Origin of the sequence: Thauera sp. GDN1 (assembly GCF_029223545.1) — a bacterium.
In the GTDB taxonomy this organism is placed as follows: domain Bacteria; phylum Pseudomonadota; class Gammaproteobacteria; order Burkholderiales; family Rhodocyclaceae; genus Thauera.
In genome coordinates this window covers 1,251,682-1,276,426 of record NZ_CP097870.1, presented here as the reverse complement: position 1 = coordinate 1,276,426, position 24,745 = coordinate 1,251,682, and the positions used below count along the sequence as shown (strand labels likewise).

Annotated in this window: 25 protein-coding genes; 14 read left to right on the top strand and 11 right to left on the bottom strand. The window is 68.1% G+C overall.

Annotated elements, in window-relative coordinates:
• Positions 1–8 precede the first annotated feature (8 nt).
• Positions 9–1,103 (bottom strand): DNA polymerase IV, encoded by a 1,095-nt coding sequence (gene dinB, locus CKCBHOJB_RS05815; RefSeq protein WP_281051630.1) that lies wholly within the window; start codon positions 1,101–1,103, stop codon positions 9–11.
• A 99-nt stretch (positions 1,104–1,202) separates the two neighbouring features.
• Complete coding sequence (gene aroG / locus CKCBHOJB_RS05810) at positions 1,203–2,285, bottom strand: 3-deoxy-7-phosphoheptulonate synthase AroG (protein WP_281051068.1); 1,083 nt, start codon at positions 2,283–2,285, stop codon at positions 1,203–1,205.
• Between the two features lie 183 nt (positions 2,286–2,468).
• On the opposite strand from aroG, the gene msrP reads away from it, so the two are divergent.
• Entirely contained in the window at positions 2,469–3,407 is a 939-nt protein-coding gene (gene msrP / locus CKCBHOJB_RS05805) for a protein-methionine-sulfoxide reductase catalytic subunit MsrP (RefSeq protein ID WP_281051067.1), read from the top strand.
• Positions 3,408–3,456: 49 nt separating this feature from the next.
• Entirely contained in the window at positions 3,457–4,137 is a 681-nt protein-coding gene (locus CKCBHOJB_RS05800; protein ID WP_281051066.1) for a protein-methionine-sulfoxide reductase heme-binding subunit MsrQ, read from the top strand.
• Here the strand turns inward: CKCBHOJB_RS05800 and CKCBHOJB_RS05795 are convergent.
• From CKCBHOJB_RS05795 to yjgA, 3 genes are all read right to left on the bottom strand, one after another.
• A complete protein-coding gene (locus CKCBHOJB_RS05795; RefSeq protein WP_281051629.1) occupies positions 4,118–5,326 on the bottom strand; it encodes a class I SAM-dependent methyltransferase in 1,209 nt (402 codons plus the stop codon). The two genes, CKCBHOJB_RS05800 and CKCBHOJB_RS05795, sit on opposite strands and share 20 nt — an antisense overlap.
• A gap of 108 nt (positions 5,327–5,434) precedes the next feature.
• Positions 5,435–6,025, bottom strand: a complete 591-nt coding sequence (gene mog, locus CKCBHOJB_RS05790) for a molybdopterin adenylyltransferase (protein ID WP_281051065.1) — start codon at positions 6,023–6,025, stop codon at positions 5,435–5,437.
• Between the two features lie 100 nt (positions 6,026–6,125).
• Positions 6,126–6,713, bottom strand: a complete 588-nt coding sequence (gene yjgA / locus CKCBHOJB_RS05785; RefSeq protein WP_281051064.1) for a ribosome biogenesis factor YjgA — start codon at positions 6,711–6,713, stop codon at positions 6,126–6,128.
• 64 nt (positions 6,714–6,777) lie between these two features.
• Between yjgA and pmbA the strand changes: the two genes are divergently transcribed.
• The gene (gene pmbA / locus CKCBHOJB_RS05780) at positions 6,778–8,124 is read left to right on the top strand and encodes a metalloprotease PmbA (protein ID WP_281051063.1); all 1,347 of its coding nucleotides are present in this window, start codon (positions 6,778–6,780) and stop codon (positions 8,122–8,124) included.
• A gap of 107 nt (positions 8,125–8,231) precedes the next feature.
• Positions 8,232–9,335: a TRAP transporter substrate-binding protein gene (locus CKCBHOJB_RS05775; protein WP_281051062.1), complete on the top strand. Its 1,104-nt coding sequence runs from the start codon at positions 8,232–8,234 to the stop codon at positions 9,333–9,335.
• Positions 9,336–9,484: 149 nt separating this feature from the next.
• Here the strand turns inward: CKCBHOJB_RS05775 and CKCBHOJB_RS05770 are convergent, their stop codons facing one another.
• Complete coding sequence (locus tag CKCBHOJB_RS05770) at positions 9,485–11,128, bottom strand: TRAP transporter large permease subunit (RefSeq protein WP_281051061.1); 1,644 nt, start codon at positions 11,126–11,128, stop codon at positions 9,485–9,487.
• Entirely contained in the window at positions 11,125–11,718 is a 594-nt protein-coding gene (locus CKCBHOJB_RS05765; protein WP_281051060.1) for a TRAP transporter small permease subunit, read from the bottom strand. Before CKCBHOJB_RS05765 ends, CKCBHOJB_RS05770 begins: the two co-directional genes overlap by 4 nt.
• A gap of 127 nt (positions 11,719–11,845) precedes the next feature.
• Here CKCBHOJB_RS05765 and CKCBHOJB_RS05760 point away from each other — a divergent pair, with 127 nt between their 5' ends.
• The 7 genes from CKCBHOJB_RS05760 (at position 11,846) to ribD (ending at position 19,342) form a co-directional block, all read left to right on the top strand.
• On the top strand, positions 11,846–12,520 hold the full coding sequence (locus CKCBHOJB_RS05760) for a histidine phosphatase family protein (RefSeq protein ID WP_281051059.1): 675 nt from the start codon (positions 11,846–11,848) through the stop codon (positions 12,518–12,520).
• A 126-nt stretch (positions 12,521–12,646) separates the two neighbouring features.
• Positions 12,647–13,729, top strand: coding sequence for a TRAP transporter substrate-binding protein DctP (dctP, locus tag CKCBHOJB_RS05755; RefSeq protein WP_281051058.1), 1,083 nt, complete (start codon positions 12,647–12,649; stop codon positions 13,727–13,729).
• Positions 13,730–13,870: 141 nt separating this feature from the next.
• The gene (locus CKCBHOJB_RS05750; RefSeq protein ID WP_281051057.1) at positions 13,871–14,473 is read left to right on the top strand and encodes a TRAP transporter small permease subunit; all 603 of its coding nucleotides are present in this window, start codon (positions 13,871–13,873) and stop codon (positions 14,471–14,473) included.
• On the top strand, positions 14,470–16,311 hold the full coding sequence (locus CKCBHOJB_RS05745; protein ID WP_281051056.1) for a TRAP transporter large permease subunit: 1,842 nt from the start codon (positions 14,470–14,472) through the stop codon (positions 16,309–16,311). Before CKCBHOJB_RS05750 ends, CKCBHOJB_RS05745 begins: the two co-directional genes overlap by 4 nt.
• Positions 16,312–16,440: 129 nt before the next feature.
• Positions 16,441–17,691, top strand: a complete 1,251-nt coding sequence (glyA, locus tag CKCBHOJB_RS05740; protein ID WP_281051055.1) for a serine hydroxymethyltransferase — start codon at positions 16,441–16,443, stop codon at positions 17,689–17,691.
• A 60-nt stretch (positions 17,692–17,751) separates the two neighbouring features.
• Positions 17,752–18,264, top strand: coding sequence for a transcriptional regulator NrdR (gene nrdR, locus CKCBHOJB_RS05735; RefSeq protein WP_281051054.1), 513 nt, complete (start codon positions 17,752–17,754; stop codon positions 18,262–18,264).
• Positions 18,245–19,342, top strand: a complete 1,098-nt coding sequence (gene ribD / locus CKCBHOJB_RS05730) for a bifunctional diaminohydroxyphosphoribosylaminopyrimidine deaminase/5-amino-6-(5-phosphoribosylamino)uracil reductase RibD (protein ID WP_281051053.1) — start codon at positions 18,245–18,247, stop codon at positions 19,340–19,342. Before nrdR ends, ribD begins: the two co-directional genes overlap by 20 nt.
• An 18-nt stretch (positions 19,343–19,360) precedes the next feature.
• Here the strand turns inward: ribD and moeB are convergent, their stop codons facing one another.
• From moeB to CKCBHOJB_RS05710, 4 genes are read right to left on the bottom strand one after another with little or no spacing between them, the layout of a single operon-like run.
• Positions 19,361–20,113: a molybdopterin-synthase adenylyltransferase MoeB gene (gene moeB, locus CKCBHOJB_RS05725; RefSeq protein WP_281051052.1), complete on the bottom strand. Its 753-nt coding sequence runs from the start codon at positions 20,111–20,113 to the stop codon at positions 19,361–19,363.
• Between the two features lie 17 nt (positions 20,114–20,130).
• Positions 20,131–20,580: a hypothetical protein gene (locus CKCBHOJB_RS05720; protein ID WP_281051628.1), complete on the bottom strand. Its 450-nt coding sequence runs from the start codon at positions 20,578–20,580 to the stop codon at positions 20,131–20,133.
• A 23-nt stretch (positions 20,581–20,603) separates the two neighbouring features.
• On the bottom strand, positions 20,604–21,989 hold the full coding sequence (locus tag CKCBHOJB_RS05715) for a S41 family peptidase (protein WP_281051051.1): 1,386 nt from the start codon (positions 21,987–21,989) through the stop codon (positions 20,604–20,606).
• Between the two features lie 49 nt (positions 21,990–22,038).
• Positions 22,039–23,403: a peptidoglycan DD-metalloendopeptidase family protein gene (locus CKCBHOJB_RS05710; RefSeq protein WP_281051050.1), complete on the bottom strand. Its 1,365-nt coding sequence runs from the start codon at positions 23,401–23,403 to the stop codon at positions 22,039–22,041.
• Positions 23,404–23,629: 226 nt separating this feature from the next.
• On the opposite strand from CKCBHOJB_RS05710, the gene CKCBHOJB_RS05705 reads away from it, so the two are divergent.
• The 3 genes from CKCBHOJB_RS05705 to grxC are packed head-to-tail and all read left to right on the top strand — an operon-like array spanning position 23,630 to position 24,680.
• Complete coding sequence (locus CKCBHOJB_RS05705) at positions 23,630–23,959, top strand: metalloregulator ArsR/SmtB family transcription factor (protein ID WP_281051049.1); 330 nt, start codon at positions 23,630–23,632, stop codon at positions 23,957–23,959.
• A gap of 32 nt (positions 23,960–23,991) precedes the next feature.
• Positions 23,992–24,408, top strand: a complete 417-nt coding sequence (locus CKCBHOJB_RS05700; RefSeq protein ID WP_281051048.1) for a rhodanese-like domain-containing protein — start codon at positions 23,992–23,994, stop codon at positions 24,406–24,408.
• 2 nt (positions 24,409–24,410) lie between these two features.
• On the top strand, positions 24,411–24,680 hold the full coding sequence (grxC, locus tag CKCBHOJB_RS05695) for a glutaredoxin 3 (RefSeq protein ID WP_281051047.1): 270 nt from the start codon (positions 24,411–24,413) through the stop codon (positions 24,678–24,680).
• Positions 24,681–24,745 lie beyond the last annotated feature (65 nt).

The window sequence follows — 24,745 nt, the reverse complement described above, 5'->3', positions numbered from 1 at the left end:
GCTCCGTCTCAGGGGTGCGCACCGGGCAGCGCGTGCGCCGGCGGCGAATCGAACAGGGAAATCTGCGCCAACCCCTCGCCGGCCATCTCCTCGGCGAAGCGCACGCCGACGCCGAGCAGGCGCACCGGCAGGGGCTTGCGCGCGTGCGCCTCGGCGAGCAGCGCCATCCACACCGTCTCGTCGGGCGCAGTGCTGACGCACTCCGCAGTGGTGCGGCTGAAGTCGGCGAAGCGGACCTTGACGAAGGCCTTGTGCACCGGGGGGCGGTCGCGCGCGCGTTCGAAGCGGCGGTGGAAATCCTCCAGCAGCGCACCCAGCGCCGCACGACAGGCCTCGAGGTCGAGCAGGTCCGGCGTGTAGGTCGTCTCCACCGACAGCGACTTGCGCACGCGGTCGGGTTGCACCGGGCGCTCGTCGATGCCGCGGCACAGGCGATGCAGGCTGGCACCGAAGCTGCCGAACTCGCGGGCGAGATCGGCCACGTTCCAGGCGCGCAGGTCGCCACAGGTGTTCACGCCGAGCCGGTTGAGCTTGCCCGCGGTGACCTTGCCGACGCCGAAGATCTTCTTGACCGGCAGCGCGGCGACGAAGGCGTCGACGTCCTGCGGGCGGACCACGAACTGGCCGTCGGGCTTGTTCCAGTCGCTCGCCACCTTGGCGATGAACTTGTTGGGCGCGATCCCGGCCGAGGCGGTGATGCCCACCTCGGCGCGGATGCGGTCGCGGATCTCCTGCGCCATCAGCGAGGCCGAGCCGCGGCAGCGGTCGACGCCGGTCACGTCGAGATAGGCCTCGTCGAGCGACAACGGCTCGACCAGCGCCGTGTAGTCGCGGTAGATGGCGAGGATGCGCCGCGAGGCCTCGCGGTAGCGCTCGAAGTCCGGCGGCAGCAGGATGAGCTGCGGGCACAGCTGCAGCGCTCGCGCGGTCGGCATCGCCGAATGCACGCCGAAGGCGCGCGCCTCGTAGTTGCAGGTGGCGATGACGCCGCGCGTCTCGGCACGCCCGCCCACCGCGAGCGGCCGCCCGCGCAGCGTCGGGTCGTCGCGCATCTCGACCGACGCGTAGAAGCAGTCGCAGTCGCAGTGGATGATCTTGCGCATGGGCGCGTTCATGCTGCCCGCCAGTGCTCGGTCACCGGTCCCTGGCGCGAAAAGGGCCTGCTCGCGGCAGGCCCTCTCGCAAGGCGGTCAAGCGGCGGGTCAGAACTCGGCAGCGCGCTTGACGCGGCGCTGGCGCACGCCATCGGCGAGGATGTCGAGCACATCGACGCTGTCTTCCCAGCCGATGCAGGCGTCGGTGATGCTCTTGCCGTATTCGAGGTCCTTGCCGGGGACGAGATCCTGGCGTCCTTCCTTAAGGTGGGACTCGACCATCACGCCCATGATGCGGTCGTCGCCGGCGGCGAGCTGGGCGGCGACGTCCTTCGCCACCTCGATCTGCAGGCGGTGCTGCTTGCGGCTGTTGCCGTGCGAGAAGTCGACCATGACCTTGTTGCACACGCCCGCCGCGGCGAGCGCATTCGAGGCCGCGTCGACGCTGGCGGCATCGAAGTTCGGTTCCTTGCCGCCGCGCAGGATGGCATGGCAGTCCTCGTTGCCGCGGGTGGAGACGATCGCCGAGTGCCCGGCCTTCGTGACCGACAGGAAATGGTGCGGCGCCTGCGCGGCCTTGATCGCGTCGGCGGCGATGCGCAGGTTGCCGTCGGTGCCGTTCTTGAAGCCGACCGGGCACGACAGGCCGGAGGCGAGCTCGCGGTGCACCTGGCTCTCGGTGGTGCGCGCGCCGATCGCGCCCCAGGCGATCAGGTCGGCGATGTACTGCGGGGTGATCATGTCGAGGAATTCGGTGCCGGCGGGCAGGCCGAGCTCGTTCACCTCCCACAGCAGCTTGCGCGCGAGGCGCACGCCGTCGTTGATGCGGAAGCTGTTGTCCAGCCCGGGATCGTTGATCAGGCCCTTCCAGCCCACGGTGGTGCGCGGCTTCTCGAAGTACACCCGCATCACGATCAGCAGGTCTTCCTTGACGCGCTCGGCCTCGGCCTTGAGCTTGTGCGCGTACTCCATCGCCGCCTTGGGATCGTGGATCGAGCACGGCCCGATCACCACCAGCAGGCGGTCGTCGGCGCCGTAGAGGATGCGGTGGATGGCCTGGCGCGCCTCGTAGGCGACTTCGGCCGCCCTGGGCGTGGCCGGGAACTCGCGCAGCACGTGTGCGGGCGGCAGCAGCTCCTTGATCTCCGCGATACGGACGTCGTCGATGTGCACTTTCATTGAGGCGGTCATGCGAGGGAACTCTTGGTCGATGCGTTGCGTGGAAGGACGATTCTAGCGGAAAGGGTTCCGGCCCGGGCGGCTCGGACTTGATGACCACCCTGGACTGAACCGATCGGCGTTCCCGACGTCTGTACGTACACCCTCCCACCCGCGACGGCAGCCGCCGTCCCCTGCACCGAGTTCCACCGCACCATGCTGATCCATGAACCCGCCGACGTCCTGTCCTCCGAGATCACCCCGCGCAGCCTGTTCGAGCGCCGGCGCGAATTCCTCGCCCGCAGCGGCGCGGGGCTGATCGCCGGCGCCGCGCTGTGGCACGGCCTGCCCGCAGATGCACGCGCGGCGACGAAACTGCAGACGACACCCTCGGCATCGAGCACCACCGAGCCACTGACCGACCACAAGGCGGTGACCACCTACAACAACTTCTACGAGTTCGGCACCGGCAAGAGCGATCCCGCGCGCAATGCGGGCCGGATGGCGGTGCGGCCGTGGACGGTGGCGGTCGAAGGCCTGGTCGGCAAGCCGCGCCGCTTCGACATCGACGACCTGCTCAAGCTCGCGCCGCTCGAGGAGCGCATCTACCGCATGCGCTGCGTGGAAGGCTGGTCGATGGTGATCCCGTGGGTGGGCTTTCCGCTTGCGGCGCTGCTCAAGGAGGTCGAGCCGCTGGGCAGCGCGAAGTACGTGGAGTTCCTGACCCACTACGACCGCGAGATCATGACCCGCCGCCCGGTGCTGGACTGGCCCTACGGCGAAGGCCTGCGCCTGGACGAGGCCCTGCATCCGCTCACCATCCTCGCCGTCGGCCTTTACGGCGAGGTGCTGCCGAACCAGAATGGCGCCCCGGTCCGCCTGGTGGTGCCGTGGAAGTACGGCTTCAAGAGCGCGAAGTCGATCGTCACCATCCGCCTCACCGAGCAGCAGCCGGCGACCGCGTGGAACAAGGCGGCACCGCAGGAATACGGCTTCTACTCCAACGTGAATCCGCAGGTCTCCCACCCGCGCTGGAGCCAGGCCACCGAGCGCCGCATCGGCGAACTGCGCAAGCGCCCGACGCTGATGTTCAACGGCTACGCCGAGCAGGTCGCCGGCTTGTACCAGGGCATGGACCTGAAGAAGTTCTACTGAAGCGCGCGAACGGCGCGCACCGAGACCCGCCCCTTTCACACGCCCGCAGATGAGCCTCTCCCTGAAAACTCCGTCCGCCGCCACGATCTCCGCGATCAAGGCGATCGTCTTCATCCTCTGCCTGCTGCCGGCCGCGGACCTCGCGCTTGGCTGGCGGGCGGATGCGCTCGGCGCCAATCCGATCGAGACCATCACCCGCGCCAGCGGTGAATGGACGCTGCGCTTCCTGCTGATCACGCTCGCGGTCACGCCGCTGCGCAGGCTGAGCGGACTGCACTGGCTGCTGCGCCTGCGCCGCATGCTGGGCCTGTTCGCCTTCGCCTATGCCGCGGCGCATTTCGCGACCTATCTGTGGCTGGACCAGTTCTTCGACTGGCGCGCGATCGCGCTCGACATCCTCGACCGCCCCTTCATCACCGTCGGCTTCGCCGCCTTCGTGCTGCTGATTCCGCTCGCGGCGACCTCGAACAGCTTCGCGATCCGCCGCCTCGGCGGGCGCCAGTGGCAAGCACTGCACCGCTCGGTGTACGGCATCGCGATCCTGGCGGTGGTGCATTACTGGTGGCTGGTGAAGGCCGACGTGCTCGAGCCGGCGATCTACGCGCTGATCCTCGCCATGCTGCTGGGCGCACGTGCCTGGTGGCGCGAGCTCGAGCGCCGCCGGCAGCTGTCGGTGCCGCCGCCGGCGAAGCACCTGCAGCGGCCGGTGATCAGGATCGTGCCGAAATAGCCAGGCGCCACAAGGACGTGACTTCCGCCGCGCGCGCGGCGTGCAGCGGATCGTCCGCATCGCTCGCCTTGGGGTGACGGGGACGGATGTCCTCGCGCCCGACCACCTTCAGCCCGGCGAACTCGATCCAGCCGAGCAGCTCCGCCCGCGTGCGCAGGCCGAGGTGCTCGGCGAGATCCGACAGGATCAGCCAGCCCTCGCCGCCCGCCTCCAGATGTGCGGCCAGGCCGGCGAGGAAGCCGCGCAGCATGCGGCTGTCGGGGTCGTAGACCGCATGCTCGATCGCCGAACTCGGCTTGGCGGGCACCCAGGGCGGGTTGCACACCACCAGCGGCGCGCGGCCGGGCGGGAAAAGGTCGGCCTGCATCAATTCGACGCATCCGGTATCGCCGCCACCGGCGGACGCCACCGCGTGATCATGCGCGCCCGCCAGCAGGCCCAGGCGCTCCAGGTTCTCGCGCGCGCAGCCGAGCGCGCGCGTCGACACATCGGTCGCCACCACCTTGCGCACCCCGCGGCGCGCGAGCAGTGCGGCGATCACGCCGGTGCCGGTGCCGATGTCGAAGGCCAGCGCGGTCGAGGGCAGCGGAACGCGCGCGATCAGGTCGAGATATTCGCCGCGGATGGGCGAATACACGCCGTACCAGGGATGGATGCGATCGCCGAGCGCCGGCACCAGCACGCCCTTTCGCCGCCACTCGTGCGCGCCGATCAGGCCGAGCAGCTCGCGCAGCGACATCACGAACGGGGCGTCGGCCAGATCCGCGTCCGGCGTGGTGTCGACAGCCTCTGCGATCACCTCCGCCACCGCGGGTGCGCGTCGCAACGGGATGTGCGCGCCAGCCTCGAAGGGGATCAGGAGCATGCCGAGGGTGCGCGCGCGCTGCGCCTGCGCCATGCGATGCAGGTGGAAGGCCTCGGCGGCGGACGCGGGCGCCTTGCCCGGCTTGCGCCGCGGACGGCCGTCGGCGCGGCGCGCCATCGCCTGCAGGAGCTGGCGGGCATTGTGGTAGTCGCCGCGCCACAGCAGGGCGGTGCCTTCGCAGGCCAGCCGCCACGCGGTGTCGGCCTTCATCGTGTCGTCGGCGGCCACCACCCGGCGCGGCGGCGCCTGGCCGCTTTCCGAGCGCCAGCGGGCGCTACGGGTGGTCAGCGTGCCGTCGGCACCCGCAGCCTCCTCCCACGCCAGTTGCGGCGGGCCCGTCTCGGCGCTCGTCTGCTGCGGGAGCGAGCGGGTCTGCGGCTTCGGGACAGCGGCGCCGTGCGCGGCGCGGGCGGTGGACTCGTTCACCGCTGCTCAGCCCTGCCTGGGCCGGATGGCGTGCTTCGGCCGGAAGGCCTTGATCACCGCGTCCTCGGTCTCGATGTAGGGGCCGCCGATGAGGTCGATGCAGTAGGGCACCGCGGCGAAGATGCCGAGGTGGCGCACCTTGCCGTCGGCATCGCGCACGCCCTCGAGGGTCTCGCGGATCGACTTGGGCTGGCCGGGGAGATTGATGATCAGGCACTTGCCGCGGATCACCGCGACCTGGCGCGACAGGATCGCGGTGGGCACGAAGTTGAGGCTGATGCGGCGCATCTCCTCGCCGAAGCCGGGCATCTCCTTGTCGCCGACGGCGAGCGTGGCCTCGGGCGTGACGTCGCGCACCGCCGGACCGGTGCCGCCGGTGGTCAGCACCAGGTTGCAGCCGGCGGTGTCGGCCAGGTCGACGAGGGTGCGCTCGATCAACGGGCGCTCGTCGGGGATCAGCCGCGTCTCGGCGGTCCACGGCGAACTCAGCGCCCTGCCGAGCCAGTCCTGAAGGGCGGGGATGCCCTGGTCTTCGTAGGTGCCGTCGGAGGCACGGTCGCTGATCGATACCAGGCCGATGCGGATGTGTTCGCTCATGGGGTTCGCTCTCTGTTCGGGTTGAGTCGGTGGGCGCTGCGGCGCGGACGCAGGCACGGAAGCGCCGACGCGGCTCGCGTTCCCGGCGGGGGCCCGCACCTCACTCCTGGGCGCGCTCCTCGCCATCGTCGGCGGCGGCAGCTTCCTCGGCGGCATCCTGCGCGTCCTGCAGCTCGCGCAGCACACGGAAGATCTCGCGGAAGGACTTCGGCGGCCTGGCGGCCTCGCGCTCCTTGAGCGCGTTGCGACGCAGCGTGCGCAGGTATTGCAGGTCGGCACCGGGCCAGGCCTCGGCAATGGTGCCGATGGTCTGCTCATCCTCGAGCAGCTGCTCGCGCAGGCGCTCGAGGCGGTGCATCTTCGCGATCTCGGCAGCGGAGTTGCCGGCGAAGATCTCGAGCTGGGCCTGGATCGGCGCCGGGTCGACCTTGCGCATCAGCTTGCCTACGTACTGGAGCTGACGGCGGCGGGCTTCCATCTTGAAGCCCTGCGCGGCGCGAATCGCCTCGTAGAGCGCATCGGGCAGCGGCACCTTCTTCAGGCGCTCGGGCGACAGGGCGACGAGCTGCTCGCCGAGATCCTGCAGCGCCTGCATGTCGCGCTTGCGGCTGCTCTTGCTCGGCGGCTCGAGGAAGTCGTCCTCGTCTTCGGGGGCGGAATGGCCGTGACGGCGCGAATCTGGGCGCATTGCGTGCGGGGGGTCTGGCTTGATCGGGTTAAGATTATAGCCTTTGCACGCATCCGCCCCGCCCATGTCCAGCCAAGGCTTTTCGTTCTCCCAGGCGCATCTCGCCGAAATCGCCACCGACATCCTCAAGCACGCGAAGAAGCACGGCGCCTCCGCCTGCGAGACCGACGTCTCCGAAGGCTTCGGCCAGTCGGTCGCGGTGCGCAAGGGCGAGGTGGACACCATCGAGTACAACCGCGACAAGGGCGTGGGTGTCACCGTCTATGTCGGCCAGCAGCGCGGCTACGCGAGCACGTCGGACTTCTCGAAGAAGGCGCTGAAGGCGACCGTGGATGCGGCGCTGTCCATCGCCCGCTTCACCGCGCCCGATCCCTGCGCCGGCCTGGCCGACGCCGCGCTGATGGCGAAGGCGAAGGACATGCCCGAGCTCGACCTCTTCCATCCCTGGAACATCGACGTCGCGCAGGCGATCGAGCTCGCCCGCCGCTGCGAGGACGCCGCCTTCGCGGTGAGCCCGAAGATCACGAACTCCGAGGGCGCCAACACCTCGATCCAGCAGTCGCACTTCGTGTCCGCCAACAGCCACGGCTTCATCGGCGGCTACGCGACCACCCGCCACGGCCTGTCGTGCTCGGTGATCGCCGGCGAGGACGAGGGCATGCAGCGCGAGTTCTGGTACGACTCGCGGCGCGACCCTGCGGAGCTGATGGCGCCGGAGGAAATCGGCCGCCTCGCCGGCGAGCGCGCACTGGCACGGCTCGGCGCAAAGAAGATCCGCACCTGCGAGGTGCCGGTGATCTTCGAGGCCCCGCTCGCGGTGTCGCTGATCGGCAACTTCGTGCAGGCGGTCAGCGGCGGCTCGCTGTACCGCAAGTCGAGCTTCCTGCTCGACAGTCTCGGCCAGCAGGTGTTCTCGCCGGAGGTGAGCATCGCCGAGCGCCCTCACCTCCGGAAGGCCTTCGGCTCCAGCCCCTTCGACAGCGACGGCGTCGTCACCCGCGACCGCGAGGTGGTCACCGACGGCGTGCTCCAGGGCTATTTCCTGTCCACGTATTCGGCGCGCAAGCTCGGCATGCAGACCACCGGCAACGCCGGCGGCTCGCACAACCTGATCGTGAAGCCGGGGGACGCGGACCTCGCGGGCCTGATCAAGCGCATGGACAAGGGTCTTCTGGTCACCGAGCTGCTCGGCCATGGCGTGAATTACGTCACGGGCGATTACTCGCGCGGTGCGGCAGGCTTCTGGGTCGAAAAGGGCAGGATCAAGCACGCCGTCGAGGAGATCACCATCGCCGGCAACCTGCGCGACATGTTCCGCAGCATCGTCGCGATCGGCAACGACGCGCTGCCGCGCGGCGCCAAGCTGTGCGGCTCGGTGCTGATCGAGCGCATGAAGATCGCCGGCCGCTGAGCCGGCATTGGGAGATACCCTGATTCCGCCGGGATGGAGGCGCCCCGCACCGTGATCGGGGTCTATAATCGTTCGCTGTAATTACACGCCACTCGCAAGGAGAAATCGTGGAACGTCGTTCATTCCTCAAGAAGGCCGGTGTCGGCCTGGCTGCCGGCGCCGCCGGTGTCGCCTCGACCGCCGCGGTCGCCGCCCCCGCGGTGCAGACCGGTCTGCCCGAAATCAAGTGGCGCATGACCTCGAGCTTCCCGAAGAGCATCGACACGCTGTTCGGCAGCGCCGAGCTGCTGACCAACCGCCTGCGCGAAATCACCGGCGGCAAGTTCGACATCCGCGTGTTCCCCGCCGGCGAAATCGTGCCCGGCCTGCAGGCGCTCGACGCCGTGCAGCAGGGTACCGTCGAGATGTGCCACTCGTGCTCGTACTACTACGTCGGCAAGGACAAGACCTTCGCCTTCGGCACCGCCATCCCCTTCGGCCTCAACGCCCGCCAGATGGACGCCTGGGTCATCGGCGGCGGCGGCCAGGAACTGCTCGACGAGTTCTACAGCAACTACAACGTGTACTCCTTCCTCGGCGGCAACACCGGCGTGCAGATGGGCGGCTGGTACCGCAAGCAGATCAACACCCTGGACGACATCAAGGGTCTGAAGATCCGCATCGCCGGCATCGGCGGCGAGATCCTGTCGCGGATGGGCGCCATCCCGCAGCAGATCGCCGGTTCGGACATCTATCCCTCGCTCGAGAAGGGCACGATCGACGCCGCCGAATGGGTCGCTCCGTACGACGACGAGAAGCTCGGCTTCTACAAGGTCGCGCCGCACTACTACTCGCCGGGCTGGTGGGAGCCGGGTCCCGCCGTTCACTTCTATGTGAACAAGGCCGAATGGGACAAGCTGCCGAAGGAATACCAGGCCGCGTTCCGCGCCGCCTCGCGCGAGGCGCACATCCAGATGACCGCGATGTACGACCACAAGAACCCGCAGGCGCTCGCCCGCCTGCTGGCGCAGGGCGTGAAGCTGCAGAGCTTCTCCAACGAGATCATGAAGAAGGCCTACGACGTGTCGCGCGAGCTGTACGCCGAGGAAGCCGCCAAGAACCCGGCCTGGGCCAAGATCTACACCGAGTTCGAGAAGTATCGCAAGTCGCAGAACGCCTGGTTCAGCGTCGCCGAGGCGGGCTTCGACCGCTTCATGCAGTCGGTGCGCTGAACGTCGCGAGGGCGGGAATCGCAACGTCCGCCGCGCCTGCGGGGCCGAGACATCGGTTGCGCAGGGGTGGCGGAAGGCGCGAACTTCCACCCTCTGCGCAACGAAAAAGCCGGGGCAAGCCCGGCTTTTTCGTTGCCTGTCGATGAAGCTCAGTTGCCCTGCAGCTGGCGCATGAGGTCGGCGTTACCTTCGCTGGCCGGCGCTGCGCCGCCGGCGCCCTGCAGCAACTGGTCGAGGTTGAGTTCCTGCTGCTCCGCCGGCTTGGCCCCCGCGTCCCCGTAGGACACCAGCCCCGGGAAGGCGATGATCAGGCCGACCATGACGAGCTGGATGATCACGAAGGGCACCGCGCCCCAGTAGATCGACGCCGTCTTGACCTTCTCCGACGCCACCGAGCGCAGGAAGAACAGCGCGAAGCCGAAGGGCGGGTGCAGGAAGGAGGTCTGCATGTTCACCGCGAGCAGCACGCCGAACCAGATCAGGTCGATGCCGAGCTTGTCCGCCACCGGGGCCAGCAGCGGCACGATGATGAAGGCGAGCTCGAAGTAGTCGAGGAAGAACGCGAGCACGAACACCAGCAGGTTCACCGCCACCAGGAAACCGGTCTGGCCGCCCGGCAGCGAGGTCATCAGGTGCTCGACCCACAGGTCGCCGTTGACGCCGCGGAAGGTGAGGCCGAACACGCTCGAGCCGATGAGGATGAAGACCACGAAGCACGACAGCTTGGTGGTCGAATCCATCGCCTGCTTGAGCAGTGGCATGGACAGACGCTTGCGCGCCAGCGCCATCAGCACCGCGCCGAGCGCACCCATCGCGCCGCCCTCGGTCGGCGTGGCCACGCCGATGAAGATGGTGCCGAGCACGAGGAAGATCAGCCCGAGCGGCGGGATCAGCACGAAGGTGACGCGTTCGGCCATGCGCGACAGCAGGCCGATGCCGAACAGCCGGTTGACCATCGCCGTCACGAAGGCGATGCCGATGCCGACCATGGCCGACACCACCACCACCTCGTCGCGCGGCGCGTCGGCACGATAGACCTGGCTGGCGAACAGCCACGCACCGGCGACCGACACCGCGGTGAGCACGGCCAGCGAACGCAGGCCGCTCGAGCCGTCGGCTTCGCGCAGCGTGCGCGCCTCCAGCGGCATCGCCGGCGCAAAGGACGGCCGGAAGATCGCCACGAGCGCAACGTAGCCCACGTACATGCTGGTGAGCACCAGGCCGGGCAGCAACGCGCCCTGGTACATGTCGCCGACGCTGCGGCCGAGCTGGTCGGCCATCACGATCAGCACCAGCGAGGGCGGGATGATCTGCGCCAGCGTACCCGAGGCGGCGATCACGCCGGTGGCCAGACGGTGGTCGTAGCCGTAGCGCAGCATGATCGGCAGCGAGATCAGGCCCATCGAGATCACCGAGGCCGCCACCACGCCGGTCGTCGCCGCGAGCAGCGCGCCGACGAAGATCACCGCGAACGCCAGGCCGCCGCGGATCGGCCCGAACAGCTGGCCGATGGTGTCGAGCAGGTCCTCGGCCATGCCGCTGCGCTCCAGGATCAGGCCCATGAAGGTGAAGAACGGCACCGCGAGCAGGGTGTCGTTGGCCATGATGCCGAAGATGCGCTCGGGCAGCGCCTGGAACAGCGCGCCATGGAGCAGGCCGAGCTCGATGCCGATCAGCCCGAACAGGATGCCGTTGGCCGCGAGCGCGAACGCGACCGGGAAGCCGAACAGCAGGAACAGCACCATGGACGCGAACATCAGCGGCGCCATGTTGGCGATGACGAACTCGGTCATTTCGCGCCCCCCTCGCGCTGCGCCTTGATCGCCGCGACCAGATCCCCGGTCGCCGCGCCCACCGATTTCTTCTGCAGCGGATTGGGGCCATGTCCGGTCAGGAAGGCGACGCGCTTGATCAGCTCGGACAAGGCCTGCAGCACGAGCAGGGCGAGACCGAGCGGCAGCAGCATCTTCACCGGCCAGCGGATCAGACCGCCCGGGTTCTGCGACATCTCGCCCGAAGCGACCGACATCATCACGATCGGCCACGACAGCCACAGGATCAGCCCGGCCATCGGCAGCAGGAAGAACAGGATGCCGAGGATGTCGACGATGTTCTGCCCGCGCGGCGACAACCGGCTGGTCAGGATGTCGATGCGCACATGCTCGTTGCGCAGGAAGGTGTAGCCTGCGGCGAGCATGAAGATCGCCGCGAACAGGTACCACTGGATCTCGAGCAGGGCATTGGAACTTGTGTTAAACAGCTTGCGGACGAGCGCGTTGCCGGCGCTGATCACGACCGCGATCAGCACCAGCCACATCACGCTACGGCCGACCCGTTCATTGATCCAGTCGATCAAGCGGGATAAGCGCAGCAGAGAGGACACGAAAGGACTCCACGACGAGGGGCCGCGCAACGCAGCCCCGGCGCCCGCAAGGGGCGCACATGAACGATCGGAAAGCCGAATTATCCCATACAGGGGCACGATCCCGCGCGGGATGCCCCATAAAACGATGAAATCGCGACAGACACCAATCTCATCCGACTCGTGCCGCATCTGCCTGGTGCGTCACGGCGAAACCGCCTGGAACACCGAGCACAGGCTGCAGGGGCACATCGACATCCCCCTCAACGACACCGGCCTGAGCCAGGCCGAGGCGACCGCGCGCACGCTCGCGCGCGCAGGCCTGCGCTTCTCCGCGCTCTACAGCAGCGATCTTCAGCGCGCCAGCCAGACCGCGGCGGCGATCGCCCGCGTGCACGCGCTGCCCACGAACCACGACGCACGCCTGCGCGAACGCCACTACGGCCACTTCCAGGGGCTCACCCACGACGAGGCCGAGAGCCGCCACCCGGACTGCTTCCGCCGCTTCAAGGCCCGCGAGCCGCAGTTCGCGCTGCCCGAGCGCGGCGAAAGCCTGACGGACCTGGCCACACGGATCCATGCGGCGCTCGAGGAGATCGCGCACCGGCACAAGGGAGAGGCGGTGGTGGTGGTCACCCACGGCGGCGTGCTCGACATCGTGCATCGCCTGGCAAGCGGCAAGGGACTGGAAGCCGCACGCGACTTCGCGATCCCCAACGCCGCACTGAACTGGATCGAGCACACCGCAGGCAGCTGGCACCTGCTGGCCTGGGCCGACGAAAGCCACCTCCGCGGCGCACTGGACGAGCTGCCGCACACCTGATGACAACTGAATCAAAAATGTCGGAAGCGGCCAGTATTAGGGTTTTCCGTGGATTCCGGCGACAGATCAACGCTCCCTATAATCCCATCGACGCTTTGGATTCCTCACACGTGACAAGGAGACACCGTGGAACGTCGTAAATTCCTGCAGGGCGCCGGCATGGCCGGCATTCTGGCGGCCGGCACCGCACCGGCCATCGTACACGCCCAGCAGCAGATCCGCTGGCGCCTGGCCTCCAGCTTCCCGAAGTCGCTCGACACCGTGTTCGGCGCCAGCGAAGCCTTCGCCAAGTACGTTTCGGAGGCGACCGGCGGCAAATTCACCATTTCGGTGCACCCCGCGGGCGAACTCGTGCCGGCCTTCGGCGTCGTCGACGCCATCCAGCAGGGCACGATCGAATGCGCGCACACCGCGCCGTATTACTTCTTCGGCAAGGACGAGACCTTCGCGCTCGACTGCACGATCCCGTTCGGCATGACCTCGCGCTCGATGAGCGCGTGGATGTTCGAGGGCAACGGCCTCAAGCTGATGCGCGAGTTCTACGCCCAGTTCAACATCGTCAACTTCCCCTGCGGCAACACCGGCACCCAGATGGGTGGCTGGTACCGCAAGGAGATCAAGTCGGTGAAGGACTTCGAGGGTCTCAAGTTCCGCGTCGGCGGCTTCGGCGGCCGCGTGCTCGCCAAGCTCGGCGCGGTGCCACAGAACATCCCGGCCGGCGAGATCTACCAGGCGCTGGAGAAGGGCACGATCGACGCCGCCGAGTGGATCGGCCCCTACGACGACCTCAAGCTCGGCCTGCACAAGGTCGCCCAGAACTACTACTTCCCGGCCTGGTGGGAGGGCAGCACGCAGTTCTCGGTCTACATCAACGACAAGCAGTGGAACAGCCTGTCGGCCGAGTACAAGGCGATCATCGAACAGGCCAGCCGTGCGGCCCACGTCGGCTGCCAGGCCCGCTACGACGCCCGCAACCCGAGCTCGCTCAAGCAGCTCGTCGCCGAGGGCGCCAAGCTGTCGCGCTTCCCGAAGGACTTCATGGACGCCGCGTTCAAGGCCTCGCGTGAGGTCTACGCCGAGCTCAACGAGAAGAACGCGAACTGGAAGAAGATCTACGCGGACTACAGCCGCTTCCTCGCGGACCAGGTGCAGTGGGAGTCGGTCGCCGAAGGCAACTACGCCCAGTACCTCGCGTCGCAGAAGCTGTAAGCCGACCGGCGCCGGGGGGCTCCAGCGCCTCCCCGGCGGCTTCACCCCCGTATCATCTGCAACACCTGCAATCCAATCCCGCCGAGCGCGCCACCCGCACAGCTCGGCTTTTTCGTGCACGCAAGGTTCCAGGCGACCCCAATGGATACCCTCCTCCGCTTTTCACGCATCGTCGATGCCGTGAGCCGATTCTTCGGCAAGTTCATCATCTGGCTCGTGCTCGCGGCGACGCTGATCAGCGCCGCCAACGCAATCGCACGCAAGGCGTTCAACATCGGCTCGAACGCCTTCCTCGAAATCCAGTGGTACCTGTTCGGCGCGGTCTTCCTGCTCGGCGCCGGCTACACCTTCCTGCAGAACGCCCATGTGCGGATCGACGTCGTCGCCGCCAGGCTGTCGATGCGCACCCGCATGTTCATCGACATCGCCGGCATCATCGTGTTCGTGCTGCCGATGTGCTGGTTCATGATCCAGTTCGCCTGGCCGGTGGTCGTGGGCGCCTACGCCTCGGGCGAGATGTCGTCCAATGCCGGCGGCCTGATCCGCTGGCCGGTGTATGCACTGGTGCCGCTCGGTTTCGCCCTGCTCGGCCTGCAGGCGATCTCCGAACTGATCAAGCGCTTCGCCTTCCTGCAGGGCAAGGCGCCCAATCCGCTGCTGCACGGCGCGCATGAAGGAAACGGGTCCAACGACGGGGCGCACGGCCAGGCCCATCACGACAACGCCGGCGAGGTGCAGAAATGATCGAACTGTTCGCCGCACACGCGCCCGAAATGATGTTCGGGTCCCTGCTGCTGTTCCTGCTCACCGGCTTTCCGGTCGCCTTCGCACTCGCCGCCTGCGGCCTGCTGTTCGGCTTCCTCGGCATGGAGGCCGGGCTGCTCTCGCCGAGCATATTCCAGGCACTGCCGCTGCGGGTATTCGGCATCATCCAGAACGATACCCTGCTGGCGATTCCCTTCTTCACGCTGATGGGCCTGATTCTCGAGCGCAGCGGCATGGCCGAGGACCTGCTCGACACCGTGGGCCAGGTGTTCGGGCCGATCCGCGGCGGTCTGGCGCTCGCGGTGATCTTCGTCGGTGCGCTGCTGGCGGCGACCACCGGCGTGGTCGCCGCGTCGGTGATCTCGATGGGCCTGATCTCGCTGCCGATCATGCTGCGCTACGGCTACAGCCCGGCGATCGCCAGCGGCGCCATCACCGCCTCCGGCACCCTGGCGCAGATCGTCCCGCCCTCGCTGGTCCTGATCGTGATCGCCGACCAGCTCGGCCGCAGCGTCGGTGACCTGTACAAGGGCGCCTTCATCCCGGCCTTCACGCTCATCGGCCTGTACGCGCTGTTCATCATCGGCCTGGCGATCTTCAAGCCGTCGCTGGTGCCCGCCCTGCCGCCAGAGGCGCGAACCTACCGCGAACCCGATGGCAGCTCCGGCATGCGCTCGCTCGGCGTGTTCGGCCTGTTCGTCACCATCATCTCGGTCGCGTTCGGCATGTACTACGGCGAGATCATGAGCGCGCTGAAAGGCACCGAGGTGAAGCCGGCGCTGGACGAGACCATCGTGGTGGCGCTCACCGGCGGCACGCTGTTCGCATCCTTCGCCGCGATGGTGAACAAGGTCACCGGCATGGGCCTGCTGTCGCGCATCACCGAACGCGTGACCTTCGTGCTGATCCCGCCGCTGGCGCTGATCTTCCTCGTCCTCGGCACCATCTTCCTCGGCGTGGCGACGCCCACCGAGGGCGGTGCGATGGGTGCGGTCGGCGGCATGATCATGGCACTGATGCGCGGCAAGCTCGACATGGGCCTGCTCAAGCACGCGCTGGAGTCGACCGCGCGCCTGTCCTGCTTCGTGCTGTTCATCCTGATCGGCTCGACGATCTTCAGCTTCACCTTCACCGCGATCGACGGCCAGATCTGGGTCGAGCACCTGTTCGACAAGCTGCCTGGCGGCGAGATCGGCTTCCTGGTGTTCGTGAACACGGTGATCTTCTTCCTCGGCTTCTTCATCGACTTCTTCGAGATCGCCTTCATCCTGATCCCGCTGCTGGCGCCGGTGGCCGACAAGATGGGCATCGACCTGGTGTGGTTCGGCGTGCTGCTGGCGATGAACCTGCAGACCTCCTTCCTCACCCCGCCCTTCGGCTTCGCGCTGTTCTACCTGCGCAGCGTGGCGCCGGCGAAGGACTTCATCGACCGCGTGACCAGCAAGCGGGTCGCGGGCGTGAAGACGATGGACATCTACCGCGGTTCGATTCCGTTCGTGATCCTGCAGATCGCGATGGTGGTCGCACTGATCATGTTCCCGGGCCTGGTGACCTTCAGCCTCGACAAGAAGGTGGAGGTCGACCTCGACACCATCCAGATCGATGTCCAGGGTGGCGGTGACGGCGGTGGCTGGGGCCAGCAGGGCGACAGCTGGGGCGGCGGCAGCGGCAGCGGCGAAACCCAGCCAGCGCCCGGCACCGACGCACCGGCCGGAGAGGGACAAGGCGACGCACGGGGCGGTGGTGGCGAGAACGCCCCCGCCAGCGGCAGCGAAGCCGCCACGCAGGGCTTCGGGACGCCCCAGCGCGGCTGGTAAGCCCCGCGCTCCACCTCACCGCAGCGCGCGCCCCCGGGCGCGCGCTGCCTTTTCGGGCAGCGCTGCATGCTAGAATCCGGCGCTCGAATCCATCGATTCCACCCCTTTCCCATTTCAGACGGGCAAGCCATGTTCTCCTCGCAAGACACCCTCGCCAAAGTCGATCCCGAGCTGTGGTCCGCCATCCAGGCCGAAAACAAGCGCCAGGAAGACCACATCGAACTGATCGCCTCCGAAAACTACGTCTCCCACGCTGTGATGGAAGCCCAGGGCTCCCAGCTCACCAACAAGTACGCCGAGGGCTACCCGGGCAAGCGCTACTACGGCGGCTGCGAGCACGTCGACGTCGCCGAGCAGCTGGCGATCGACCGCCTGAAGGCCCTGTTCGGCGCCGAGGCCGCCAACGTGCAGCCGAATTCCGGCTCGCAGGCCAACCAGGCGGTGCTGATGGCCTTCGCCAAGCCGGGCGACACCATCATGGGCATGAGCCTGGCCGAAGGCGGCCACCTCACCCACGGCATGCCGCTGAACATGTCGGGCAAGTGGTTCAACGTCGTCGCCTACGGTCTCAACGACAAGGAAGAGATCGACTACGACAAGATGGAAGCGCTCGCGCGCGAGCACAAGCCGAAGATCATCATCGCCGGCGCCTCGGCCTACGCGCTGCGCATCGACTTCGAGCGCTTCGCCAAGATCGCCAAGGAAATCGGCGCCATCTTCTGGGTCGACATGGCGCACTACGCCGGCCTGATCGCCGCGGGCTTCTACCCGAACCCGGTGCCGCACGCCGACGTCGTCACCTCGACCACCCACAAGACCCTGCGCGGCCCGCGCGGCGGCATCATCCTGATGAAGGCCGAGCACGAGAAGGCGCTCAACTCGGCGATCTTCCCCGGCCTGCAGGGCGGCCCGCTGATGCACGTCATCGCCGGCAAGGCGGTCGCCTTCAAGGAAGCGGCCTCGCCCGAGTTCCGCAACTACCAGGAACAGGTCATCGCCAATGCCCGCGTGATGGCACGCGTGCTGTCGGAAGAGCGCGGTCTGCGTATCGTCTCCGGCCGCACCGAGTCCCACGTCTTCCTGGTCGACCTGCGCAACAAGAAGATCACCGGCAAGGCCGCCGAAGCCGTGCTGGGCAGCGCCCACATCACGGTCAACAAGAACTCGATCCCGAACGATCCCGAGAAGCCCTTCACCACCTCCGGCATCCGCATCGGCTCGCCGGCGATGACCACCCGCGGCTTCACCGAGATCGAGGCCGAGAAGATCGCCCACCTGATCGCCGACGTGCTCGACGCGCCCGAAGACCAGGCGGTGATCGAGCGCGTGCGCGGCCAGGTGGCCGAGCTGTGCGCGCGGTTCCCGGTCTACGGCAAGTAAGCCGCCCGGCGGGACGGGCGCCGCAACGACGCCCGCCCCGCCCGCCACTGCCTCCCGGCCATGAAATGCCCCTTCTGCGGTGACCCCAACACCCAGGTCACCGACACGCGCGAGAACGAGGACGGCGACGTCGTCCGCCGCCGCCGCCGCTGCGTGAAGTGCGACAAGCGCTTCACCACCTACGAGCGCATCGACCTCAAGATGCCGCACATCGTCAAGCGCAACGGCAATCGCACCGAGTTCGACCACGCCAAGCTCGCCGGCAGCATGAAGCTGGCGCTGCGCAAGCGCCCGGTGACCATCGAGGCCATCGACGCCGCGGTGGACCGCATCGAGGCGCGCCTGCTGTCGCTCGGCGAGCAGGAAGTGCCGAGCGAGAAGATCGGCGAACTGGTCATGAAGGAGCTGAAGAAGCTCGACAAGGTGGCCTACATCCGTTTCGCGTCGGTCTATCGCAACTTCGCCGACGTCGACGAGTTCTCCGAGGTGATCCGCGAGGTGCAGGCCCGTCCGCGGCGCGGCAAGGCCGGGAAAGCCGATCCGGACCCCGAGCATGACCTTTTCGGCCGCTGACCATGCAGCGATGGCGCGCGCGCTGCAGCTCGCCGCCCGCGGCCTGACCACGACCGCGCCCAACCCGCGGGTCGGCTGCGTGCTGATGCGTGACGGTCGCATCGTCGGCGAAGGCTGGCACGCCCGCGCCGGCGAAGCCCACGCCGAGATCCACGCGCTGCGCGCCGCCGGCGACGCCGCCCGCGGCGCCACCGCCTACGTCACCCTCGAGCCCTGTTCGCACTTCGGCCGCACCCCGCCATGCGCCGACGCGCTGATCGAAGCCGGCGTCGCGCGCGTGGTCAGCGCCATGGAAGACCCCAACCCGCTGGTCGCCGGGCGCGGCCTGGCGCGCCTGCGTGCCGTCGGCATCGTCACCGAGCACGGCCTGCTCGAAGCCGAAGCGCAGGAGCTCAACATCGGCTTCGTGGCGCGCATGCGCCGCGGCCGCCCGTGGGTGCGCCTGAAGGCGGCCGCGACCCTGGACGGCAAGACCGCACTCGACAACGGCGTAAGCCAGTGGATCACCGGCCCTGCGGCGCGCGCCGACGGCCACCGCTGGCGCGCCCGCGCCTGCGCGATCCTCACTGGCATCGGCACGGTGCGCGCGGACGACCCGCAACTGACGGTGCGCGACGTGCCCTGCTCCCGCCAGCCCTTGCGCGTGCTGGTCGACGCCGGGCTCGCCGTCTCGCCCACGGCCCGCATCCTGCAGGGCGAGCCGATCCTGATCGCGGCGGCGACGGCCGATACTGCGCGTGCCGATGCGCTGCGCGCACACGGGCATGAAGTGCTGGTGCTGCCGAACGCCGCCGGCAAGGTGGATCTTCCACGCATGATGGCCGAACTCGGCGCGCGCGGCCTCAACGAGGTACATGTCGAGGCCGGCTTCAAGCTCAACGGCTCGCTGCTGCGTGAAGGCTGCGTGGACGAACTGCTGCTCTACCTGGCGCCGATGCTGGTGGGCGATGCCGCGCAGGGACTGTTCAACCTGCCCGAGCTGCGCAGCCTGCAGGGCGCGACTCGGCTCGACGTCCGCGACCTGCGCTCGATCGGACCCGATCTGCGCCTGATCGCCCGTCTGCGCGCGACGAGCTGAACCCGCCCCGCATCGCCTTCAGGCGCGCTCGGCGCATACCGGGCAACCCGGATCGCGCCCGAAGGACACGCTGCGCCACTCCATCGCCAGGCCGTCGAGCAGCAGCAGGCGGCCATCGAGCGACTGCCCGCAACCGATCAGCAGCTTAAGTGCTTCGGCCGCCTGGGTGGCGCCGATGATGCCGACGATGGGCGCGAACACGCCCATGACCGCGCAGCGCACCTCCTCGATGTCCTCGCCCTCGGGGAACAGGCAGTGGTAGCAGGCGCTGTCGGGCGTGCGCAGGTCGAACACCGCCGCCTGGCCATCGAAGCGGATCGCCGCGCCCGACACCAGGGGCTTGCGATGGCGCACGCAGGCGCGATTGATGGCATGGCGGGTGGCGAAGTTGTCGCTGCAGTCGAGCACCACGTCGGCGCGCGCCACCTCGGCATCCAGTTCCTCGCCCGCCAGACGGCGCTGGATCGGCTCGATACGGGTCTGCGGATTGAGCCGGTGCAGCGTCGCCTGCGCCGAGGCCACCTTCGGCAGGCCGACCATCGCGGCCGAATGCATGATCTGGCGCTGCAGGTTGGTCAGGTCGACGCTGTCGTCGTCGGCGATCGCGATCGTGCCCACCCCGGCAGCCGCCAGGTACATCGCCGCCGGCGAGCCGAGCCCGCCCGCGCCGATGATCAGCGCCCGCGCATCGAGCAGTCGCTGCTGGCCGTCCACATCGATCTCGGGCAGCAGGATGTGCCGGCTGTAACGCAGGAGCTGGTCGTCGTTCATTGCAGATGCGTGGTGGCTTACTTGTATTCGCGCAACTCGGGCGGAGTGTCGTCGTGGTCGCCGTGCACCTGATGGTCCCAGGCCTGGATGTAGACCTCGTTGGACTGCTTGATCAGGCGTTCGGGCGAGAGCAGGTTGTGACGCTGGGTTTCCTCGCTGAAATACACGATGGCACGGACCAGCTTCACATAGAGCGAATTCTCGAGCGCGAAGCCGGCATCGCGCAGCGCATCCTCGAGCGACTCGAGCGAATAGTCGAGCACCGAATAGCGCACGACGATGGTCAGCGGGTCGTGGGCACGCTCGATGCGCAGGCCCTTCAGCAGCTGCAGTGCCTTCCACGCGTGCTCCACCTGGCCCGGCGGCAGACTCTTGAAGCGGAGCTCACGCTGCTTGTGGATGTCGGCCCCGGGCACGGGACGGTCATGATGCCTGCCGGCCAGCTTGTAGGCGGTCTCCCTGCGCATCATCTCCCTCCCGGCATCATGGTCTAGTTGACCTGATTCTGGACGATCTGCTCACCCTTGAGAAGGCGCACGGCCTGCTGCAGCTGGTAGTCGTCCGCACCGCCGAACTCGAAGCGCGTCGGCTCGCCCTCCTCGGTCTCGACACCGGGCACCGGAGCACCCTTCGCATCCGCCGCCTCCTTGGCCGCTTCGCCCTCCTTGTCGTTGCCGAGGTGGCGCAGCAGGTCGGCCTCGCGCACACGGCGGCTGGAGCCATTGGCCGTTTCCTCGACCACGATGTCGGGCTCGATGCCCTTGGCCTGGATCGAGCGCCCGTTGGGGGTGTAGTAGCGCGCGGTGGTCAGCTTGATCGCGGTGTTGTTGTTGAGCGGCAGGATGGTCTGCACCGAGCCCTTGCCGAAGGTCTGAGTGCCGATCACCTTCGCGCGCTTGTGGTCCTGCAGCGCACCGGCGACGATCTCCGAAGCCGAGGCCGAGCCCGCGTTGACCAGCACGACCATCGGCACATCCTTGGCCATCTCGGGCAGGCGACGCACGAAGTCGTCACGCGTCCCGCGCAGGTAGTCGGCCGGCGTCGCCCGGTACTCGCGCTTGGCATCCTCGGTGCGACCGTCGGTCGACACCACCAGCGTGTCGGTGGGCAGGAAGGCGGCGGACACGCCCACCGCGCCATGCAGCAGGCCGCCCGGATCGTTGCGCAGGTCCAGCACCAGCCCCCGCACCGGCCCCTGTTCGGCGAGCTTGTTCAGGTGATCGACCACCGACGCGGCGGTGTTCTCCTGGAACTGCGCGACACGCAGGTAGCCGTAGCCGGGCTCGATCACCTTGGACTTCACGCTCTGCACCTTGATGACTTCGCGCGTAAGCTTGATCACGATCGGTTGCGGCTGGCCCTTGCGCATGATCGTCAGGGTGATGTCGGTCCTGGGCTTGCCACGCATGCGCTTGACCGCGTCGTTCAGGCTCATGCCCTTGACCGGGGTGTCGTCGAGCTTGACGATCAGGTCGCCGGCGAGCACGCCGGCACGGAAGGCGGGGGTGTCCTCGATCGGCGAGATCACCTTGACGAAGCCGTCCTCCATGCCGACCTCGATGCCGAGGCCGCCGAACTCGCCCTGGGTGCCGACCTGCAGGTCCTTGAAGGCCTCGGCATCCAGATAGGCGGAATGGGGATCCAGCCCCGACAGCATGCCGCTGATCGAGTCGGTGATCAGCTTCTTGTCTTCCACCGGCTCGACGTAGCCCTGCTTGATCGCATTGAAGACGTCGGCGTATGCACGCAACTCCTCGACCGGCAGCGGCACCTGCGTGCTGCGGTCGGCATTGGCGGAAAAATTGAGGCTGATCATGACCCCGGCCACCATGCCGGTCATCACGAGGCCGAACTGTTTCAGCTTGCTGCTGCGCATGAGAACTCCACTGGTGCGCCGGCCTCCATTGCCGGTCGGACCGCCATGACTAGTTGAGCCGCACCCATTGCATGGGATCGAGCGGCTGCCCCTGATGGCGGATTTCGAAGTATAAACCCGATTCGCTGCCGACCCCGCCAGCGCCCACGCTGGCGATGGCGTCCCCGCCGGAGACCCGATCGCCCACCTCCTTCAGCAGGGCATCGTTGTTGCCGTAGATCGACAGGTAGTCGCTGCCGTGGTCGACGATGATCAGGTTACCGTAGCCACGCAGCCAGTCGGAGAAGACCACCTCTCCGCCCGCCACCGCGCGCACATCCCCCCCCTCTCCGGCGCGGATGAACACGCCCTTCCACGTCGTTCCGCCTTCGGCCCTTGGAGCACCGAAACGGCCGACGAGTTCGCCGCGCACCGGGAAGCGCAGCTGGCCGCGCAGCTGGCTGAAACGCACGCCGGTCGGCGTCGGCCCTGCGGTATCGCGCACCTCGCCGACCACCGGCTCCGGCGCACGTGGGGCCGGTGCCGCGGCCCGGCTGGAGGGCTGCGCCGGGCTCGTCTGCGCTGCGCGCGCCTGGGCGGCACGCAGCTCGGCGGCCCGCGCCTCGGCCGCCCGCCGCTCCGCTTCGCGCTGCGCTGCGAGCCGCCGCGCCGCCTCGCGTGCCGCGGCCTCGCGGGCGCGCTTGACCAGGGCGTCGATCACCACCCCGAGCCGCTGCTCGTCCTGCTGCAGGCTGCCGACCTGCTTCTTCTGTTCCTGCAGTTGCCGCGACGCCTCGGCGAGCGCCTGCTTGCGCCGCGCCTGTTCCGCCTGCAGCTCGCTGCGCCGGCTGCGCTGCTCGAGCTCGAGCGCGGCGAGCCGGTCCCGGCGCGACTGGATGTCCTGCGCGCGGAGCCGGGTCTGCTCGAGGTCGGCACGCAGGCCGTCGATGAGGGCGAGGCGCGCGCGTCCGAGGTGCTCGAGGTAGTGCGCGTCACGCGCGAGCTGATTGGGGTCGCGCGCCGACAGCAGCGGCGCCATGCTGTCGGCACCGCCATGCACGTAGTGCCGGCGCAGCCACTCGGCGAGTTCGCCGCGCCGCGCGTCGATCCGTGCGCCGGTCGCGCGCTGCTCGGCCTCGAGTTCAGCCAGCTTCTTCTCGGCATCGCGACGCTCGCCGTCGAGCCTGGCCAGCTCGCGCATCACGCGCGACACCGCACGCTCGGACTCGGCCACCGACTTCACGGCGCTGGAACGGTTGGCCTCGGTGCGCGCCATCTCCTGCTGCAGGTCGCGGATCCGCTTCTTGAGGTCGTCGAGATCGGAGCGCTTCTCGGCGATCTCGCCCGCAGGCTGGGCCATCGCGGCGCCAGAGAGGGCGCCACCCAGCATCGCCGCCATCACGACGAGCGCGGTCCCGGTATGTCGATGCAGCATGTCGTGCGGCGTCCCCGTGTTCCCGGACACTCAGACCGACATCGCGCACTGCGTGTCGACGCGACTTTCCCGGTCGCGGACGGGCGCCTGGAGGCAGACTGGGGCGATTGCGTGCATGGGCTTCCGCTCGATCAGCGATGCAGGGCCGGACACCGTCCGGCACGATCGCCTGCATCGGGACAACGCAATATTTTATACTATTGCTTTGCTCGATCCGGTCCCTCTTGTGAACAAAGACGACATCTTCACGCTCATCGACAAGCATGAGCACATCGAAACCGCGGCACGCGCACTGAAGGCGATCGCCCACCCGCTGCGGCTGAAGATCCTGTGCGTGCTCGGCAACGGTGAGGAATGCGTGCAGGACATCGTCGAGGCGGTGGGCACCTCGCAGAGCAACATCTCCCAGCACCTGGCGATCCTGCGCGACAAGGGCGTGCTGCGCACGCGCAAGGATGCCAACCGTGTCTATTACAGCGTCTGCGACGAACGCACCCTGCAGCTGATCGTGCTGATGCGCGAGGTCTTCTGCGGCGTCGAGCCGGACGAGCACTGATCCCCACCACCCCAACCGGAGCACCCCCTTCAGTGGAATTCCTGCAACAGAACTGGTACTGGGCCGCACTGGCCGCCGTCTCGGGCGCCTGGCTGATGGCCGACTTCATCCGCAACCGCGGCGACACGAGCCAGCTTTCGCCGGTCGAGGCGACCCTCCTCGTCAACCGCGAGGATGCGGTCGTGATCGACGTCCGCGAACAGGGCGAGTACGCCCAGGGCCACATCCCCAATGCGCGCCACATCCCGGCGGGCGAGATCGAGCGCCGCGGCAAGGAGCTGGAAAAGTGGAAGGACCATCCGGTCATCCTGTGCTGCGCCAGCGGCGCACGCTCGAGCAGCGCGGCCAGCCAGCTCAGGAAGGCCGGCTTCAGCAAGGTCTACAACCTGCGCGGCGGCATGATGGAATGGCAGAAGGCGGGCCAGCCGGTGAGCCGCAAGAGGAAATGAGCATGCAGCCCCACGTCCGCATGTACGCGACCGCCACCTGCCCCTACTGCATCCGTGCCGAGCAGCTGCTGCAGCACAAGGGGGTCAGCGGGCTGGAGAAGATCCGCGTCGATCTCGAGCCTGCCCGCCGCGAGGAAATGATGAAGGCGAGCGGCCGGCGGACGGTTCCACAGATCTTCATTGGCGACTACCATGTCGGCGGCTGCGACGACCTGTACGCGCTCGAACGCGCCGGCAAGCTCGATCCGCTGCTGCACGGCGAGCCGGCCTGAACCTCGCTGGAACCGCTTTCCAGGGCGTGCCGCGGTCATCGCGCCGCGACCGCCTTCAACTCTCA